This is a genomic window from Pradoshia sp. TA40_28, assembly GCF_059694525.1.
On the sequence record NZ_JCATZO010000007.1, the window covers coordinates 84,990 to 102,655 of the forward strand.

General features: G+C 38.9%; 15 protein-coding genes. 5 read left to right on the forward strand and 10 right to left on the reverse strand.

Annotated elements, in window-relative coordinates; genetic code table 11:
• Position 1: 1 nt before the first annotated feature.
• On the reverse strand, positions 2-304 hold the full coding sequence (gene hlpB / locus AC58NB_RS11070; protein WP_497426888.1) for an HNH nuclease-like protein HlpB: 303 nt from the start codon (positions 302-304) through the stop codon (positions 2-4).
• 334 nt (positions 305-638) lie between these two features.
• Between hlpB and AC58NB_RS11075 the strand changes: the two genes are divergently transcribed.
• Complete coding sequence (locus AC58NB_RS11075; protein WP_497426889.1) at positions 639-1,547, forward strand: 3-hydroxyacyl-CoA dehydrogenase; 909 nt, start codon at positions 639-641, stop codon at positions 1,545-1,547.
• Positions 1,548-1,742: 195 nt separating this feature from the next.
• On the opposite strand, the gene addA is transcribed toward AC58NB_RS11075, so the two are convergent.
• The gene (gene addA, locus AC58NB_RS11080) at positions 1,743-5,483 is read right to left on the reverse strand and encodes a helicase-exonuclease AddAB subunit AddA (protein WP_497426890.1); all 3,741 of its coding nucleotides are present in this window, start codon (positions 5,481-5,483) and stop codon (positions 1,743-1,745) included.
• Positions 5,476-8,955: a helicase-exonuclease AddAB subunit AddB gene (addB, locus tag AC58NB_RS11085; protein WP_497426891.1), complete on the reverse strand. Its 3,480-nt coding sequence runs from the start codon at positions 8,953-8,955 to the stop codon at positions 5,476-5,478. Before addB ends, addA begins: the two co-directional genes overlap by 8 nt.
• A 167-nt stretch (positions 8,956-9,122) precedes the next feature.
• Here addB and AC58NB_RS11090 point away from each other — a divergent pair, with 167 nt between their 5' ends.
• Positions 9,123-9,923 carry an SDR family oxidoreductase gene (locus AC58NB_RS11090; protein ID WP_497426892.1) on the forward strand — a complete coding sequence of 267 codons (801 nt, stop codon included), beginning with the start codon at positions 9,123-9,125 and terminating at the stop codon, positions 9,921-9,923.
• Between the two features lie 166 nt (positions 9,924-10,089).
• On the opposite strand, the gene AC58NB_RS11095 is transcribed toward AC58NB_RS11090, so the two are convergent.
• A complete protein-coding gene (locus tag AC58NB_RS11095) occupies positions 10,090-10,701 on the reverse strand; it encodes a TVP38/TMEM64 family protein (RefSeq protein ID WP_497426893.1) in 612 nt (203 codons plus the stop codon).
• Positions 10,702-10,912: 211 nt separating this feature from the next.
• Here AC58NB_RS11095 and AC58NB_RS11100 point away from each other — a divergent pair, with 211 nt between their 5' ends.
• Positions 10,913-11,287 carry a YhjD family protein gene (locus AC58NB_RS11100; RefSeq protein ID WP_497426894.1) on the forward strand — a complete coding sequence of 125 codons (375 nt, stop codon included), beginning with the start codon at positions 10,913-10,915 and terminating at the stop codon, positions 11,285-11,287.
• Positions 11,288-11,314: 27 nt separating this feature from the next.
• Here the strand turns inward: AC58NB_RS11100 and AC58NB_RS11105 are convergent, their stop codons facing one another.
• Complete coding sequence (locus AC58NB_RS11105) at positions 11,315-11,896, reverse strand: competence protein ComK (RefSeq protein ID WP_497426895.1); 582 nt, start codon at positions 11,894-11,896, stop codon at positions 11,315-11,317.
• Between the two features lie 262 nt (positions 11,897-12,158).
• Here AC58NB_RS11105 and AC58NB_RS11110 point away from each other — a divergent pair, with 262 nt between their 5' ends.
• Positions 12,159-12,389 (forward strand): IDEAL domain-containing protein, encoded by a 231-nt coding sequence (locus AC58NB_RS11110; protein WP_497426896.1) that lies wholly within the window; start codon positions 12,159-12,161, stop codon positions 12,387-12,389.
• Positions 12,390-12,523: 134 nt separating this feature from the next.
• On the opposite strand, the gene AC58NB_RS11115 is transcribed toward AC58NB_RS11110, so the two are convergent.
• From AC58NB_RS11115 to AC58NB_RS11125, 3 genes are all read right to left on the reverse strand, one after another.
• Positions 12,524-12,988, reverse strand: a complete 465-nt coding sequence (locus AC58NB_RS11115) for an NUDIX domain-containing protein (protein ID WP_497426897.1) — start codon at positions 12,986-12,988, stop codon at positions 12,524-12,526.
• A 68-nt stretch (positions 12,989-13,056) separates the two neighbouring features.
• Positions 13,057-13,590 carry a DinB family protein gene (locus AC58NB_RS11120; protein WP_497426898.1) on the reverse strand — a complete coding sequence of 178 codons (534 nt, stop codon included), beginning with the start codon at positions 13,588-13,590 and terminating at the stop codon, positions 13,057-13,059.
• 193 nt (positions 13,591-13,783) lie between these two features.
• A complete protein-coding gene (locus tag AC58NB_RS11125) occupies positions 13,784-15,040 on the reverse strand; it encodes a M48 family metallopeptidase (protein ID WP_497426899.1) in 1,257 nt (418 codons plus the stop codon).
• 197 nt (positions 15,041-15,237) lie between these two features.
• On the opposite strand from AC58NB_RS11125, the gene AC58NB_RS11130 reads away from it, so the two are divergent.
• Complete coding sequence (locus AC58NB_RS11130) at positions 15,238-15,831, forward strand: SCO family protein (RefSeq protein ID WP_497426900.1); 594 nt, start codon at positions 15,238-15,240, stop codon at positions 15,829-15,831.
• 127 nt (positions 15,832-15,958) lie between these two features.
• Here the strand turns inward: AC58NB_RS11130 and AC58NB_RS11135 are convergent, their stop codons facing one another.
• Together AC58NB_RS11135 and AC58NB_RS11140 are read right to left on the reverse strand one after the other, a co-directional pair.
• Entirely contained in the window at positions 15,959-16,246 is a 288-nt protein-coding gene (locus AC58NB_RS11135; protein ID WP_497426901.1) for a hypothetical protein, read from the reverse strand.
• 382 nt (positions 16,247-16,628) lie between these two features.
• On the reverse strand, positions 16,629-17,531 hold the full coding sequence (locus AC58NB_RS11140; protein WP_497426902.1) for a patatin-like phospholipase family protein: 903 nt from the start codon (positions 17,529-17,531) through the stop codon (positions 16,629-16,631).
• Positions 17,532-17,666: the final 135 nt, after the last annotated feature.

Below are 17,666 nucleotides of genomic sequence, written 5' to 3' on the forward strand. Positions count from 1 at the left end.
CTCATCTCCTCCCGGCTCTATAGCCGGATTTTTTTACTTTCGGCAATTTACCTGCTGGCTGCTTTTTAATCCAATTCAAATATTTTTTTATTTCTAAATCATCTCGCAGCTTTTCAATTGTATTGAGCCTAACAGCTAATTCTGAATTTGGATAAAGGGCATGAACTTGTTTATGGCAAGGAATACATAGCTTGGAGGTGTCCTCAGGGCCTCCGCCAAATTCCCTCGGAAGCAGATGGTGAACGGTTCGTTCAACATGGTCCCTTAAACACAATTCACACTTTCCTATACTTGCTTTGCTCATCCAATCACCTCCATTTCTCACACTCCTATTCCAATTAGCAGAACGCATGACAAAATGCTTCTGAAATAAGGATAAGGAGAGTGGTTTGCTTCGTTATCTTCTTCATCCAAATGAGCTAAATAATGATCATAAAAGATTGGATTATATTATCTTGTCATTCAAAAACAAATCCATTCTTTCCATACAATTTTCTCTATCCTTCTGATTTAATTATGTAGGTTAAAAGTCATACTATTTTCATTTTTTTCAATATAGTAGTATATTATTCTTGAAGGAATTGGATATTTACTGATACAATTGAATGTCCATTTTAGAGAGAATGGGGGAAATAAATATGAATTTCAAAAATATTACGGTTGCAGGCAGTGGTGTTTTAGGAAGCCAAATTGCTTTCCAAACAGCCTTTAAAGGTTTCAAAGTCACCATTTATGATATAAATGAAGCTGCCATTGATAAAGCTAAAGAGCGTATTTCTACGTTAGAAAATACGTATGTTTCCTTTTTTTCAAATGAACAGGAAGCAGCTAAATCAGCCCAATCACGGATTCAATATGCGACAGATTTAAAAGAAGCGACAGCTAACGCTGACCTAGTTATTGAAGCAATCCCAGAGTTAAAAGAAATCAAGCTTAATTTTTACACGGAGTTGAGTAAAGTTGCACCTGAACATACTGTTTTTGCAACAAACTCTTCTACTATGCTTCCAAGTGATTTTGCTGAATTTACGGGACGTCCTGAAAAATTTCTAGCTCTTCACTTTGCAAATAGTATTTGGAAAAATAATACCGGTGAAGTGATGCCACATCCTGGTACAAACGAGAAAATCGTCGAAGATGTATTACAATTCACTGCTGCTATTGGAATGGTTCCGCTTCATATTAAAAAAGAACAACCTGGTTATATCTTAAATAGCTTATTGGTTCCGTTCCTTGATGCAGGTCAAATATTATGGGGGAATGGTGTTGCCGATCCTTATACAATCGATAAAACTTGGATGATCGGAACAGGGGCACCTCTTGGACCGTTTGCTATTATGGATGTAGTCGGCCTCGAAACTGTCTATAACATCGTCAGCACAAAAGCAGCACACCATCCAAACCCAGAGCAAAATCCTTTCAAAGAGATTGCTGACCTGGTTAAAAGTGAATTCATCGATAAAGGCAAGTTAGGAATGAAAACGGGAGAAGGATTCTACAAATATCCAAACCCGGCCTACCAAGAAAAAGACTTTTTACAGCCTTAATACACTATTAATGAATGAGAGTTACTTTTACTCTTCCATAACATAATGATTAATAAGAAATCCTATTGGCCTGATAGCTAATAGGATTTCTTATTATACGAATGGCGAGAAACCCAATGAGCCATCTAGAGGAAAGATATAAAAAAGGGCGACACACCACGTATGCTTTCCATACATCTGTGTCACCCTTATTAGTTAAAGTTTTAATACATGTGTGCCATCAAAGAACAGTAAATATCTTTCTGATACTTTTCTTTTCAGAATTTGTTCAATGGCTCTTGTATACAATTGAATTTGTTTTTCATATCTTTCTTTTAACACAGGCTCTGCCTCTTCGAATCCATTTTTAAAACGATCCGTAATTGCATCCGTTTTATAATCCAGCAACACAAGTCCATTTTCATCCTCAAACAAGCAATCTACAATCCCCTGAACAAGAATGTTTTCATCACCAGCCTGCCAATCCTGGTAGGCTTCATGGGCTGGAAATGCCATCGTAAATGGTATTTCCTTGCGCACTTTTTTAGCATGCTGCAAACGTTGTCCCAATTCGCTCTCAAAAAAGCTCAGAATCTGGTCTACTCTAATTTCACTGACTTGTTCCTGCGTAGCAAATTCCTTCATTACCAAATACTCAAGCAACGTCTGAATAGATTCTTCTGTGACTGGCTTCGTAACGTCCAAATGCTGCATCACCAAATGCATCATGGTTCCTCTTTCAGCAGGTGACATTGTTTTTTGCTGCATAAAAGCTGGTCTCTTTAAATTCATTCGTTTGAAGGTAGCTTTTACTAGATCAGTTGCACTGTATTCATCTTTTGAATCATTCATTCGTTTCAACTCGGAAACAGATTGCTTGGAGCGCTCGGTAGTCGCACTTTTAAATTGATAATCCCACTCCATTTGTTCCCTGACCCGTTCTTTAAATACTGATTCAATCGCAATGGGCTCCATTTGCTCAATCGATTGAAATAGCTGTTTGCTCTCCAGGCTCTCTTCTTCTTTTGTCGATTGCAGTGTATTCGACTTTCGCACATGAACCTGCCACTCAGAAGGATGAGCAGCAATCTCAAGAATCGAGTCATTCGCTATTGTTTCCTCTTTAAACATGCGATGCCTTACTAGAGAAGGTCCAATCCAGTCCATATAGGAAGTAGCATTTGCTCTTGTATAATCCGGAAGCAGCCATCCCTCTTTATTCTCATAGACAGACCATTTCTTAAACGATTTTTCGGCATCTGCCAGGGTTCCAATCAAGTACAGTTTCTCTTTTGCACGGGTTAACGCAACATACAGAACGCGCATTTCTTCCGCTATATTTTCGAGAAGTTGTTTTTTCTTAAAGGCGATTTGCGGTAAGGATGGGTATGTGATTCTCAATTCCGGATTCACATATCGAAAGGCAAGTCCCAGGTCCTTATCCACTAAATAGGAACGTTTTAAATCCATTTGATTAAATTTCTTAGACAGTCCACCCAGGATTACGACAGGGAATTCAAGTCCCTTACTTTTATGAATCGTCATAATTCGAACGACATCTTCCTGTTCACCTAAGGCACGCGCTGCACCCAAATCACTGCCTCTTTCCCTCATTCGATCGATAAAACGGAGAAAACGGAAGATTCCTCTAAATGAGCTTTCCTCATATTGTCTGGCACGATTATATAATGCCAATAAATTAGCCTGCCTTTGCTTACCGCCAGGCATCCCGCCAACAAAATCATAATAGCCGGTGTCTCGGTACAGCTGCCAAATTAAATTGGACAATGCCCCTTGCCGTGCCTGATTTCTCCATTCGTGAAGATAATCAAAGAACCGCTTTACTTTTAAATAGACTGCTCCATATTTTTCAAGGGAACCATTCTGACAATAGGATTTTAATGCATCATAGAATTGTCCCTTTGGAAGGGTAATCCGGATATCGGATAAGTCCTCCTCATCCAACCCTACTATAGGAGAGCGCAGCACAGACGCGAGTGGAATATCCTGATACGGATTATCGATTACTTGCAGAAGAGAAATCATAATAGCCACTTCTGTCGCCTCAAAATAACCTGTTGAAAGATCGGCATAAACCGGTATACCCTGTGCCCTAAATTCATCCATGATTTGAGGAGCCCATGGCATAGAGCGCAGCAAGATGACGATGTCCCGATAGGTAATATTCCGGTGTGTTTTCGTTTTCGCATCATACACTTTGCGGCGTTCACCAATCATTTGTTTAATCAATTCAGCCATTTGCCTTGCTTCCAACAAAACCGTCTCGAGATCTTCATCTGTCTCGTCATTCTCCTCAGAAACATACGATGTCCCTTCTGCTGCTTTATCGATTAAATACAGCTCCACTGGATACTGCTCATCCTCAGGATAGGCTGCTCCTTTTTTCAGTTCAGCTGCTTCATCATATTCGATTTCACCAACCGTTTTCCCCATCAATTGTTTAAATAAGAAGTTCGTACCGGCCAATACTTCACTTCGGCTTCGGAAATTTTTATTTAAATCAATCTTCATTCCGGTATCAGTAGGCTCTGTCGAAAATCGGCTGTATTTTCCCATAAAAAGATTTGGTTCAGCCAGGCGAAATCGATAGATCGATTGTTTAACGTCACCAACCATAAACATATTGCCGGTTGATTCGCCGTCCTGTGTGACAAGCTGAAGAATTGTTTCCTGCACCATATTGGTATCCTGATACTCATCGACTAGTACTTCTTTAAATTTATCTCGATATTCCAATGCAACATCCGTTGGCTTAAGTACTCCATCCTCATCAATTGCCAGAATTTCGAGAGCCATATGTTCCAAGTCGGAGAAGTCAACAATCCCACGTTCCAGCTTTTCTGCCAGGAATCTCTTTTGAAACGCTATGACCAGCTCAGCAAGCGTCGCCACATATGGCTTCATATCCGATATATCCTTCAAAAAGCTATCCGCTTTTCGAAAGAATAAATCGCTCGTGATTCCATTGATCAATTTCTTAACATCATCTCTCATTTTCTTTGCTTGACTCGCTAATTCATCATTGCATGTCCCTTTGCGAATCGATTTAGCTTTAGCAAAGCTAACCTGCGAAAATGTATCCGCCATCGTTTGCCAATCCGTCTTAATTGATTCCGATAACTTGTTAAGAAGCCCTTCATCTAATTTAAAGGTTTCGCCAAGGACGGCGGGACCATCAGGCAGTAAAGTTAATTGATAACCTTCATGCGTCATTTCCTTAGCGGCCGCAAGGCGCATCATGATATCAAATTTTAAGACCGGGTAGAATGACAAATCTTCAATCTTGGTCTGTTCCCCTACCTCATACATATCCACAAGGCTATACAGCCATTTTTCAGGATTGGGATTGGATCGTGAAAAGTCATCCAACACACGAATGATATCGAGTATGGTACGGTCACTGCGGTCATCGGTAAAGGCATCGACAAGTCGGAAAAATGGTTCATTATCTAGAATTCCATATTGAGCTTCCAGTACTTCCTCAAGAACTTCATCCTTAATTAATTCAATTTCCGTTGAATCACCGATTCGAAAACCAGGATCGATATCCAGTAAATAATAATGACTTCTGACCACATCCAGGCAAAAGGAGTGAAGGGTAGAGATATTCGCTTTATTCAGCAAGCTGAGCTGCTTTCGTAAATGCCTGGATTCGGGATTCTTCTTAATTTCCTTCTCTAAAGCTTCCGCAATTCGGTGACGCATTTCAGCAGCAGAAGCGTTCGTAAAGGTGGCAATCAATAAACGATCCACATCTAAAGGGTTATCTTCTGAAATAACCTTTCTAATAATCCTCTCAACCAGTACCGCTGTTTTACCACTGCCTGCCGCAGCAGCTACCAAAATATCATTCCCATCCGCTGTGATTGCTTTCCACTGGTCATCTGTCCATAAAGCATCGGCCGGTTTTACGGGAATCTGACCCAGGTTATTCATCTTCTTCTTCCTCCTCCCGTATAGCTTCGAAGATTTCTTCTTTCTTAGCTGGTTTAAACACTCTGTATTCATTGCTTTCAAGAGAAGGATCAAACTGACAAACCGTTTTATAATTACAGAATGTGCATGGTAATTTATTTTGCAGACGATATGGTTTAATATCAGCCACACCGCTCGTAATCGCATTCCCTGTATCAGCGTACATTTTCTTCACGTGACGGCTTAAAAGAGAGAATTCTCCTTCACTTGCAATCCGAGATGCTGCCGTGAAATGGCCGTCCTTTTTAAAACCAGCCGGGACGATTAGAGATTCTCCGTTTTCTAAATCACTGTCCATCATTTTAACAACCTGGTCATCCCCTAAAAGCAATCCCTTCATCTTAAAGCTTTTAAAGACTTCACGCTCAATCTGTTCTAACGAATAGACCCCATTGTTTTTAATTAATGGATTGTGAACATGAAAATAGAGCACACCCGCAGGCTTAGCCTGCTCTCCAACCAAGAGTGGTGAGTGCGTGACGACAATATCCAGGTAGGTTAGCATTTGCAAAGCGATTCCATAGTAAATTTCTGTAAAGTTTAAATCCTTCGAGCTCGATTTATAATCAATGATTCGTAAATAGGTTCCATCCTCTGTGGTTGCCTGATCAATTCGATCGATTCGACCGGCTAACTCCATCTTTGTTCCATTTTTAAGTTCAAATGTCAGTGGCGGCAACTCACCGCGCCTGCCAAATCCAAGCTCAAGCCCAATCGGTGAAAACCGGCTGTTTTTAGCTTGTCCACTTAGGGTAATAGATGCTCTCGCTACAATTTGCTCCAGCTTTCTTTTTAGATAATGGAAACGATTGGATGATAATAAAATTTCATTCTGCAGCTTGGGAGCCATTACCTCTACTGCTGTTCTGGCTAATTGGATACACTGTTCACGTGATAAAGCTCCCCAGCTGGTGCCACGCTCAATAATTTGTTCCGTCATCCACTGCAAGGCACCGTGGAACATTTCACCGATATCAGGAGCTTCCAAACGATAGATATCACGTTCCCTCAGTTTTAAGCCATGTGAGGAGAAATGAGCAAATGGGCAGCTATTGAACAATTCCATCCTGGACACGCTTCCCTGGATTGTCTCTCCATACAATTCAACTGCTTTTTGATCCGGAATTTTCTTAGCCTTATTTTGATAAGAAAGAGCAGAAAGGACAAAAGCTGCTTGATCCTTCATCGGACCATCTTTTACATATTCGTTATATACATCCCACCAAACAGGTGATACTGGATAATTTCTTTTCTTCTGCTGAAGCTGACCTGCCAAAAATGACAGCGTTGCTCTCGTCTGAACCACATACTCTAATTGCAGATCATCATTCATTTCAGCCGGATCATGCACAAAAAAGGTTTCTTTTACCGGGCCGAATAAATCCTTTACTCGTTTTATATAAGAGGACGCTAATAATTGCTTTCCTTCATCATCAGCCAATGGATAGGAAAAATAGACATAGTCTGATGCGAGCAAAAAGGCCTTGTACGCAGCAAACTCCTCATCCAATAACTTAGTGCTCGATGTTGGAGCCATCTTGATTCCGGAAGAATTCAGGGTTTCTCGATCAGCATCCGAAAGAATTCCTCCTTCGCTGACCTTTGAAGGAATTACCCCTTCATTCAAGCCTGCTATGAAAGCTATTTTTACATTTTGTGGACGTGACAAATCCATATTGGTCACGACTACCTGATCAAGAGAAGGCGGAATTAATGAAAAGTTCAACGTTTCCATACCGCTTTCCAAAATAGCCGTAAAATTCTTCAACGTAACTGGTCTATTCCCAGCAATATCAACAAATTGATCAAGCAGATCCATAACTGAGTTCCATGCCTGATCATGCTCGGTTGCATGGACAAGTCTGCCTTCTTTTTCATCATTTTGAGCCATTTTTTCTAGCTTTTCCGGTATATCAAGCTCATCTAAATACATGTATAGAGCCTGAGCATAATCCGTACCATTTTCCGCTTTCTTGAAACGATTTGCAAGACGGCGGAGGGGCTCTGCCACTTGTTCTTTTGTATCATTTAGCAAAGCTTCCATTTTCAACTCGGCATCTGTCTGGGCACTGTCCACCAGCTCCAGCCCGCGGTTTCTTTTATATTTCCAATCCTGCTTCTTAATCCAGCGGTCACCAAAATAGCCCCTCGACAACACATAATTTTCGAGCAGAGCAGCATTCTCCCGCTCCTTTGGTATAAACGCATCCTTTGCAAATAAAAGATCCGTTTTGATTGCCCGAAACATCGGTTCATAACGCCAATTATTCGTGACAGCTTCAAGAGTGGAACGTATCAACTCAATCAGCGGGTGATTGAGCATAGGCCTCTTTTGGTCAATAAAGACAGGTATGCCATAGTCCGTAAAGACAGTTTCAACCACTTCAGCATATTCCTGACTGTTTCTCATTAACACAAAGATGTCTCTGTATCGATATCCCTCTCGTACACTCTTCAAAATTTTACGCGCAATCCCTTCCACCTCAGCCCTTCTGTTTCCGGCTGGGCAAAATTCGAATTGCGGCGTATGTTCAAATACAGGTGCCGGCCTGTTGGCAAACCATTTATCCAAATGTTGTATGGATTCGTTTTGTATAAAACGATGCGGTTCTTTAAACAATCGATCTTCTTCAACCTTCACTCCGTTTTGGAGCGCGATTTGATACAAATCAAAATAGGTTTCACCTGTCATCCTAAATAAATGCAATGGGTCAGGCGCTAAATCTTTAAATGGCTGATCTAATGTTAATGAAACGGTCACATTTCTGCAGTGTTGCATCAAGCTTGCCATAATCCCATATTCCTGGGTTGTAAAGCTATAAAATCCATCTACATAAATTTCAGCATCCCGCAAGTAGGATGATTCTGGCATGTTTTCTACCAGCAAATTGAAGTAGTCTTCAGAATCAACGTATTGTCCCTCAAGCTCATGCTCAAATCCATTGTAAAGAATAGATAAATCATCGAGCTTAGAACGTAAAATCGGCGACACCTTATCTTCTGACTGGTTCAGTATTTCCTCTGGAGTGAGACAATATCGCTTGCACTCCTTCAACAAATCACTTAATTGAGTAATAAAGCCCTGCTTATCACTCGAACGTTGAAAGGTCTTTAATTCGTCCTTTTTTTCCTCCATAATTTTACGGATAACCATATTGACACCGACATTATTTAAATGCCGTCTGCCCATACCGCCAGTTTCCTGCAGCACCTTCCATGCCAGCCGACTAAAGCTGAACACTTGAGCACGTATCATACCGCCAAGATTAGGAGTATTGATTAGTTCCAGTTCAGCCTGGAAAGTCATCTGATCTGGAACAATATATATAATTGATGGACCTTCTGGATCATTCTCCAATTTAGTCCTAATATCATTTAAAATTGTCTCTGTTTTACCTGTACCTGTTTTTCCAATATAAAATTGCAAAGACATTAAATCTGCCTCCCCCCTTTATACCTATCTCTTTATTTTATCATATTTAAGCGCATTTTCTTGCTGATTGACTCTATATCCCAAGATTGTAAAAATTGGTTCATTTAATCCCGATACTAAATGAAGTTTTCACGATATATCTAAGGGTAAAGAAGAAAAAACAACTCATGGAGGGGAATCATATGACAAAATCTATTTTTATTACCGGAGCAGGTACCGGGCTTGGAAAAGGAGCCGCCATCGGCTTAGCTAAAGCCAGCCATCGTATCATCGCCTCAGTAGAAATCACTAGCCAAGTGACAAGCTTGCGAGAGGCAGCCCAAGCAGAGGGTGTGGAGTTAGAGGTCTTAAAACTAGATATCAATTGTCTGCGAGACCGGGAACTGATCAGCACATATGATTTTGATATATTTGTAGCAAATGCAGCCATCGGTGAAGGTGGCCCGATTTCCGAAATTCCTGTTGAGCGTTTAAAAAGGATCTTCGAAACGAATGTATTTAACACGCTTGAGACGGCACAATTAGCCGCACAAAAGTTCGTCAAACAACGGTCAGGAAAAATCGTTTTTATCAGTTCGATTGCCGGTCTCACTGTTTCCCCTTATTTAGGGCCTTATTGCGCTTCAAAGCATGCCCTCGAAGGAATCGCCCAAGCGATGTATCAAGAACTGGAACCACTGGGTATACAGGTGGCGACCATCAATCCAGGGCCATTTAAAACAGGCTTTAACGACCGCATGATGGAGGAACCGTGGAAATGGTATGACCCTAAAGAGAATTTCACGCCACGCGAGGAATTCGAAAAAGGGGTAAACGTTTTCGAGAAGCAGTTTGACCCGGAAGAAATGATTGCCAAAATGGTCGAGATCATTCCAGCTGATAAACATAAGTTCAGAACAGTTTATCCGGAAGCATCTGAAAATCAAAGCAAGACATACGAAAGAGATATGTGGGAAAAAACTATATAAGCACACCACAAAAATAAAAACAATGATCTTCGATACAGATGATCATTGTTTTTATTTTTGTAGTAAAAGTCCGTTAAAAACCTTCAACGATTAATTTAATTATAATTATAAACTTTCAGTAAATTTTTGCCAACTACTATTTTTTCTCAAATAGATGTCATGCCCTCTACGAAGGTTCCTTCTGTTCCACCCGTTTCAAACGCATCTCGACTTGCTTACCTATAAGCCATAAAAGAAAAATGACGATACCAACAATAATGCTTTTAACCGGTTCGCGAATTAAAGACATAATGTCATGGCCAATATAACTAATAGTAAAAATCATAACCAATTTCCCAGTAAAGACCGCAAGCAGATATTGTTTCGGACTAATGTCAGATAATCCACAAACGATATTAACGATTGCGGAAGGAGTAAATGGGAAACAAAGTAAGATAAACAACGGACCAAATCCATGATGATTGATCCAGAGCATCGCCTTTTGCACAGCAGAATGTTTATATAAAAATGACAGGGCTTTTTTCTTTCCATATTTTCTGGACAAATAAAACACAACCATCGCACCAGCCACAGCACCTGTCCAGGATAAAAGAAATCCAATCCATAAACCAAAAGCATTGGCATTAGCCGTCACAAAAACAAACAAAGGTAAGAAAGGAAGGAATGCTTCAACAAACGGGAGCAGCAATCCCGGAATGGGACCTAAGTTTCTATAATCACTTATTAATTCGGCTAAATGCTCCATTGTTAGCCATTCTGTTAACCAATTAAGATCCATAGTCTCTCCTCACAAACAAATAACAAATTCAGTCCATACTATATAAATATCCCCATATACGATAGATTAAAACAATCCTTGCCTCTATTATATCAGATTGCTGTAAAGAGAGAATTAGTTAGAAAATAAACTTGTCAAAAATGTGAAAAGCGATTATTCTATACAGGAACGTATGTTCGTTTTTTACAGACATTGAAAGGACGCGATATACATGACCCGCATCCCTACAGAAGAACGCAATATAATGGAAAAAGCGATTTATTTACCAATGGTTCTCACCGTACTTTCACGAGATCTTCAAGTAGTAAAAGTATCGCCCTTCAAATTAAAACAACCTTACCTATTACTAATTGATGAAACCATGAAACAGGTCCAAGCGGAATTAAAGCAAGTAAGCCACTATATGAGGCAGCATCAACTCAAAGTGGAAGAAACCAAAAGAGACGAATCATTCACATCTTTTTTATTTCTTTATAAGGGTTATGAGGAGTATCATAATTATTTTAATCCCCGTATCCGCAATAAAGTACAGGAATTACTGGAATATTATTTTTTGAAGCAGTGGACTGATGAACTAAAAAAATAAACGACGTTAAGAAAGATAATACTTTTTCTAGGCTCTATTTGGAGACTGGTTCAGACTCTTTGTCTGAAAATCCGATTTCCGATCATTAACTTGGAGGGCATTGTATAAATAATTTGTCTTTCGCTCTGCCTCTGCAAGGTTCTGAAGGAGCTTAGACTTTAGCAATGCTGTTCGGAGCATTTGATTTTCAATGATACTATAGGATACCGGTATGACAATAGATTGTTTATTGTGGAAATTAATTTGTGTTTTAGTCGAACTAATCTTGACTCTGGATACAATATGCTCATAAGAAAGCCAGATACACGATTCTTTCGCAGGAGATGTAGTTGGAAAAAAGAATAAGCGATTTCCCGGTTCTAATGAAATAGGGACTTTATGCGAGATACCAAGAAGCGTTTTCGTTGACTGGCATCTTCCAGGATAGTCTGCACCAAAATAATCACAGCTGGATTTAACTACTTCGGATGGTTTTAAAGGTACTAAAATCTCATCATCAAATTCAATAATTTTAGAATACGTTTTTGATCCATATTCCACTGGCATAACAGCAAATGTAAATGGACTGATTTCGTAATCCTCTCTCCTGCTTATCACATTTGTTTCCATGGCTTCCTCCTTATATGAGCCTGCATTAACCTACCATTTCAATATAACATAATATTTCAAAATAATTGGTTTATTCACCAAAATTTCAAATTTAAACCAAAACTCTTATGTTTCCTAAGTGGTTTTTCCATCTTACAGATTGGGTATTTTATATAATAACTATATCAAACTATCAAAACAAATTTTCTGAATAATTTAAATATTTAGTTGATTTTTCTTTTTATCTGACTTATAATAAAAAAAAGCAACGGGGGGATTATCCATGAATCACGAAAAAGCAAATACAGATATCGTAAAAGCTGTTGATGTGACTGTTGACCAGGGGACCATGGAAGATCTACTGATGGATATGATGATTTACGAAGCCCAACTAACCCATGCACATAGGAAATTGAAAAAAGAAATTGATCTGGCCTTGGACAATAAAGACAAAGAAGCGTTTATGAAACTTTCCGCCGAGCTAATTGAATTGGAGAAAAACTTTGGTAACTAAGTCCAATAACTTGTAACAGGTAAATATGGTGTATAAACAAAATCACAGAGCGAGGATTTTTTACTCCCGCCCTGTGATTTTCTTGTTTGCACTCTTTTAGTACATACTATACTGAATCCATTACAAAGGATCCTCTAATTTACATCTCCCAAATATACGGGAACAGGTTCACCTTGAGTATATTTAATAAGATATTGCCGCATTTGTTGCGGATAGAGTCTGTAGGTTAATAAATCACTTAATGACAGCCACTCCACTCCTATTTGACCTTCGTCTGGATTAATTCCATTTTGCACCATTGTATGAGCGCCTTTGATCTTACACGAAAACATATATTCAATTTGATGAGTCTCAGAATCAGAAGCAAAATGTTCATGGTTTTTTCCAATATATTCACGAATCAAGATTAAATCATCAATTTCAACATCCTGTCCTATTTCTTCTATGCATTCTCTCTTCAACGTTTGATGAAAGGTTTCTCCGTACTCTTGTCCACCACCGGGTAATATAAAATAGATTCCTTCCTGATCTTCTTTCTTGATCGCGAGTAGCTGATTGTCCTGAATAATAATGGCTTTAACTGAATTTCGAATAGGCATTATAGATTCTCCTTTATTTGTGTATTCTCCAATCACAAAAAAGAGCTGAATACTCAGCCTCAGCTTTATTAGTTTGGATAGGAATCAGATTTCATATAACGCTCTCTGATCATCGTAAGGTGATGTAGTTCATGCCCGGCAATAATAACGGCCAGCGCACGAACGGTTATTTCGAAATCGTTGGCTGATCCCCAGCGAAGCCAGTCTTCATCGCTTAGACTATTCACTAATACAATCGTAGACTGACGGACTATCGAAAAGTTTTGAAGAAGTTCATCTATCGATAGCCTCATAAAGGATCCGTGCTGAACATATTCATCTTCATCAAATCCCGGGAGATTCACACGTTCTCCTCTTGCAATGGCAAGTAGCCTATATGCCATGATTCTCTCTGTATCAATCATATGGCCAATGACTTCCTTAACGCACCATTTCCCTTCTGAATAACGGAAATCGCCCTGCGTATCAGTGATGTCTTTCAGGAAAGCCATTGTCTCCTCCCTTTGTTCGGAAAGAATCTGAATTAACTCCCCATCTGGAACCATTTCCACATACGGTTGATAATAAGGCGCATACTCATTTTCATCTAATCGATTTTGCATATGACTTCTCCTCTTTTCACTTATTTACTATATATTCATCATTCTCTGCCTAAAATCCTTTATCAATCATCAAAAAGAAAACAGAGCCAATCCTTCTTTGGGATGGCTCTGCTTTACTTTTCTTTTATCTTTATTTAGTTTTTTAGTCAAAAAGACTCCCTTCCTCCTTATCAGCAATAAAAGGTAACAGAAACTATTTTTTAAATTCTTCTACCATCTCAATTCGCTCTAGCATGGTTGGATGGCTATTACGGAATATTTTAACTAGCAAAGGTGGGTTCATTTGGCTTAGCCCCTTTTCGGATAGCTTCTGAAAAGAGGAAATGGCCGCATCAGGATTATTAGTCATTTTTAACGCATAGTTATCTGCTCTTGTTTCCTGTACACGCGAAACATAATTTGTAATGGGGTTTGCGACAAACAAAAGAATTGATGTAATCAATAAAAAGAGCGGTAATGAGCGAATATCACTCATCGATTCTAAATGATATAAATCTCCTCTTTTCCGTATCGTCCTCTTCATCCATTTATCCGTCAGCCATAAGCCAACCAACATAAGGATCAAATAGCCGCCAATTCCGATGTATATATGTTTTTCCACATAATGAGCCATTTCATGAGCCATGATAAAAAGAATCTCATCATCCTCAAGACTGTTTAATGTTGTGTCCCACAGAACAATTCTGGAATTTGAGCCAACCCCTGTTACATAAGCATTTAAAGAATTGGTTTTCTCCGACATATTTACTTCATACACATGCTCAGCCGGTATATTGGCTTTTGCCGCCAGCTCAAGAATTTGCTCTTCTAACGCTTTATCTTTAAGCGGGTAAAAGTCATTGTACAGCGGATCGATAACAACTGGCTGAATAAACATCACAAATATCGTAAATGGAATACATAGCAGCCAGCTGTACAGCCACCAGCGAGCAGGGCTTTTCCTAATGAGCCAGTACAATACGAGAACAACAATTAAAGTCATTCCTAAATCCACCCAAAATTCAATTAAATTATCCTTCATCCACGAGGAGAAAACCTGAGAGGATATACCATAGACCATCGAGATTTTATATCGAATGTATGAGAGCGGCAAAAAGACAATGAATAACAAGAGTGAAAGCCAAAAGACATAGGCGCTAATTTGAACAGAACGTCTTTTCCAGGTTTGCTTGCCCCATTTTTCAATTCCTTTGGACAGTCCAGAAATTAGGACCATCGCATAAAATAGCCACTCAAGCGGTGTACTGATAAAGAAGAAAAAGTTCCGTATTTTAGAGTAGCTTTCACTCTTTTCTATCAAATCCTTGTTCATAAATGTGTTGGGATCAGCACTGGTTCCCTTCACCGATTCAGGAATAGCTGTATTGGCACCATGAAAGAGATAAACATATATCGCCAATGCATAAATCAGAAATAAGCCAATGATGAGCCATGTCCATTTTTTTCGCAAAATTACCCCTCCTAAAAACATTCCATCTATATAGTTTACAAGCATTCGTACAAGTTAGAACTCTTATTCATTCTTTCTCTATTCCGACACTAAATAGTCATGTATTTCTCACAAGTTTCCAATAACTTCACCATAACCATCATATATATAATGGTAAAATAAGGAGAACTAACAAGCAGAGGGGAACTGTTGAAGTTATGAAAAAGCTATACATAGGATTTACCATCTTATTAGTTTTAAGTATTGGTGCTGGAATTTATTATTTCACTGGTTATAGACAGTCGCAAATGGACTTTCCAAAGGAAGTTACGATGGAATCCACTACCGGTACAGATTATTCTTTCAAGGAAATGGCACAAAAAATACGCTTATTGGAATTTATGTATACGAATTGTCCAGATGTCTGTCCCAATACAACCTATCAAATGGTCGATATACGGGACCGGCTTGTGAAAGACGGGCTATTTGGTGATAAAGTAGAATTCCTGACTGTCACGATTGATCCGTTACGGGATACACTCCCAATTATGAAAGAGTATGGGGAGACTTTCAAAACAAATACCGCAGATGGATGGTATGTATTACGTGGAGAAGCAGAGGATACACGAAAACTGGCAGATGCATTCCGCTTCCAATATAAAGACCCTGGTTCCGGATTTTTGATCCACACCAATGCGACTTACCTTCTTAATGAAAAAAACCGTGTCATTGAAGTTTTTGGAATGGGAGAAAAGGATTTTGACCGCGAAGAAGTGTATAAGAAAATCGTCAAGCATGCGGAAAAAATGTAGTCCTTTTCAGAAGGTTTTGCATAAAGAAGAGCTAGATAAATTAAAAGTAAAGACAGCTCTTTTGCCGTCTATTTTACTTGTAGTTAATGTCTGATTATACGGTATCATGATCGTTAAAAATCTTATATTAAGTAGTTACCTGTTCATTGCTGAAATGAGGATATTTCAATAAAATATCCTGTTTAGGTAATAGGGGTCTGGTATGGCACATAATTATTTCAACTACTTTAATATAATTCCAATGGTAAGTTTTTATTTTAGTATTCCGTTCAATATCGATAATCTTATAGTAACCTGAGGATAAATAAAGAACAAAAATCGGAACATCGTCTTTATAAAAGACTTCTACAATAGCTGTATTATGATGAGTATACAAGGTTTTCAGTTTTGTGATGGTATAGCAGGTCTGGTGCATAAGTATAATTCTCCTTCATATTCAAGTTACTATTGAAAATGATGTTAAAGAGTATTTTACTCATAAAAAATACAAGAAAATGTATTATTACTCTCAATTTCAAATAAATACTAACAAAAAAGGGCGTTTTTTTCCAAAATTATACCTTTAAAAATATATGTTTATCCCTACTCCCCATAGCCCATCATTATAAACCAACGTAGATCTGCCGATTCAGGGATGATTCTTTAAAGCATTCTCTTAGGATCGAAAGCTAGTTCTAATCCTTCCTTCGCCAACCTGCCCTCTAAGAGCATAAGAAAAAGACTGTCAGTTGACAGCCTTTCCCTATGCTCTCGACCTCGGCAACGGAACTTAGAATACCTCGCCCAATTAGAGAAACCTATATTTTCATGAGTGAATCTTTAGCATTGCAGCCTATATAATCAGTACCGAGAAAGTCTAGCAATTCCTGATTTCGGTCATGAAATTGTTCTAACCCTTTTTTATGTGATTTCCACATAATCTCCGTGTTTTTTTCAAAACTCTTAAGCTCAAACGGCGGTCGATAAACGAATGCTTTCCCTTCTTGCTCCAGCTTTTCAATCAAATCCATTGTTTGATTATAATGTTGTGCACGGTTCACCATGGCTTGAACCAGTTGAGGATATTTCTTACGCAATAGCTTCACTGCCCATTTTGTCTGACTGTCGAGCTTCTTCCTGTAGCCCTTTGGTCTGGTCAAAATGATGACATGCTTTTCATAACCATCCGCTATCGCCTTTTCGATTGGTACCGAATCAGCTAATCCTCCATCATAGTAAGGAATATTATTTATTTTGATTTCAGGAAACAGAACGGGAATAGCGCATGTGGCTCGTAAAATAGTAGCCCCTTTGTCCATTGTTTTGCCGTCCATGTATTCTACCTTTCCGGTATAAGCATTTGTCACACCAAATAAAACCTCACCTTGGTAGCTTTGAAATGTCTCCCAATCAAAGAAATCCAATTGGTTTGGAACCGTATCATAGGCAAATGTCAGCCCAAATAGGCTTCTCTCCGTGAGAAAATTACGCATTCCGACATATCGCTTATCATTCCGATAAGTAGATATGAAGCGAATCGTTCTGTTTTTTTGCTCAGAAATATAGGAACAAGCACTAATGGCACCCGCAGAGATTCCCAATATGTAAGGAAACATCATCTCTTTCTCTAAAAAACCGTCTAAGACACCCGCTGTATATACCATGCGGAATGTTCCGCCCTCTAAGATCAAGCTCGTATTTTTTATATTGATAGGAATCATCAAAAAGTCTCCTTTATTTTTGCTCATTATATATGTTTATAGATGTTATTTAAGCCACAAGGAATTCCATGCTCTCTCTTCATAACTCCTCATCCACAATCCATTGTAACGTATCAAAACTTCTATAGCGCTGGT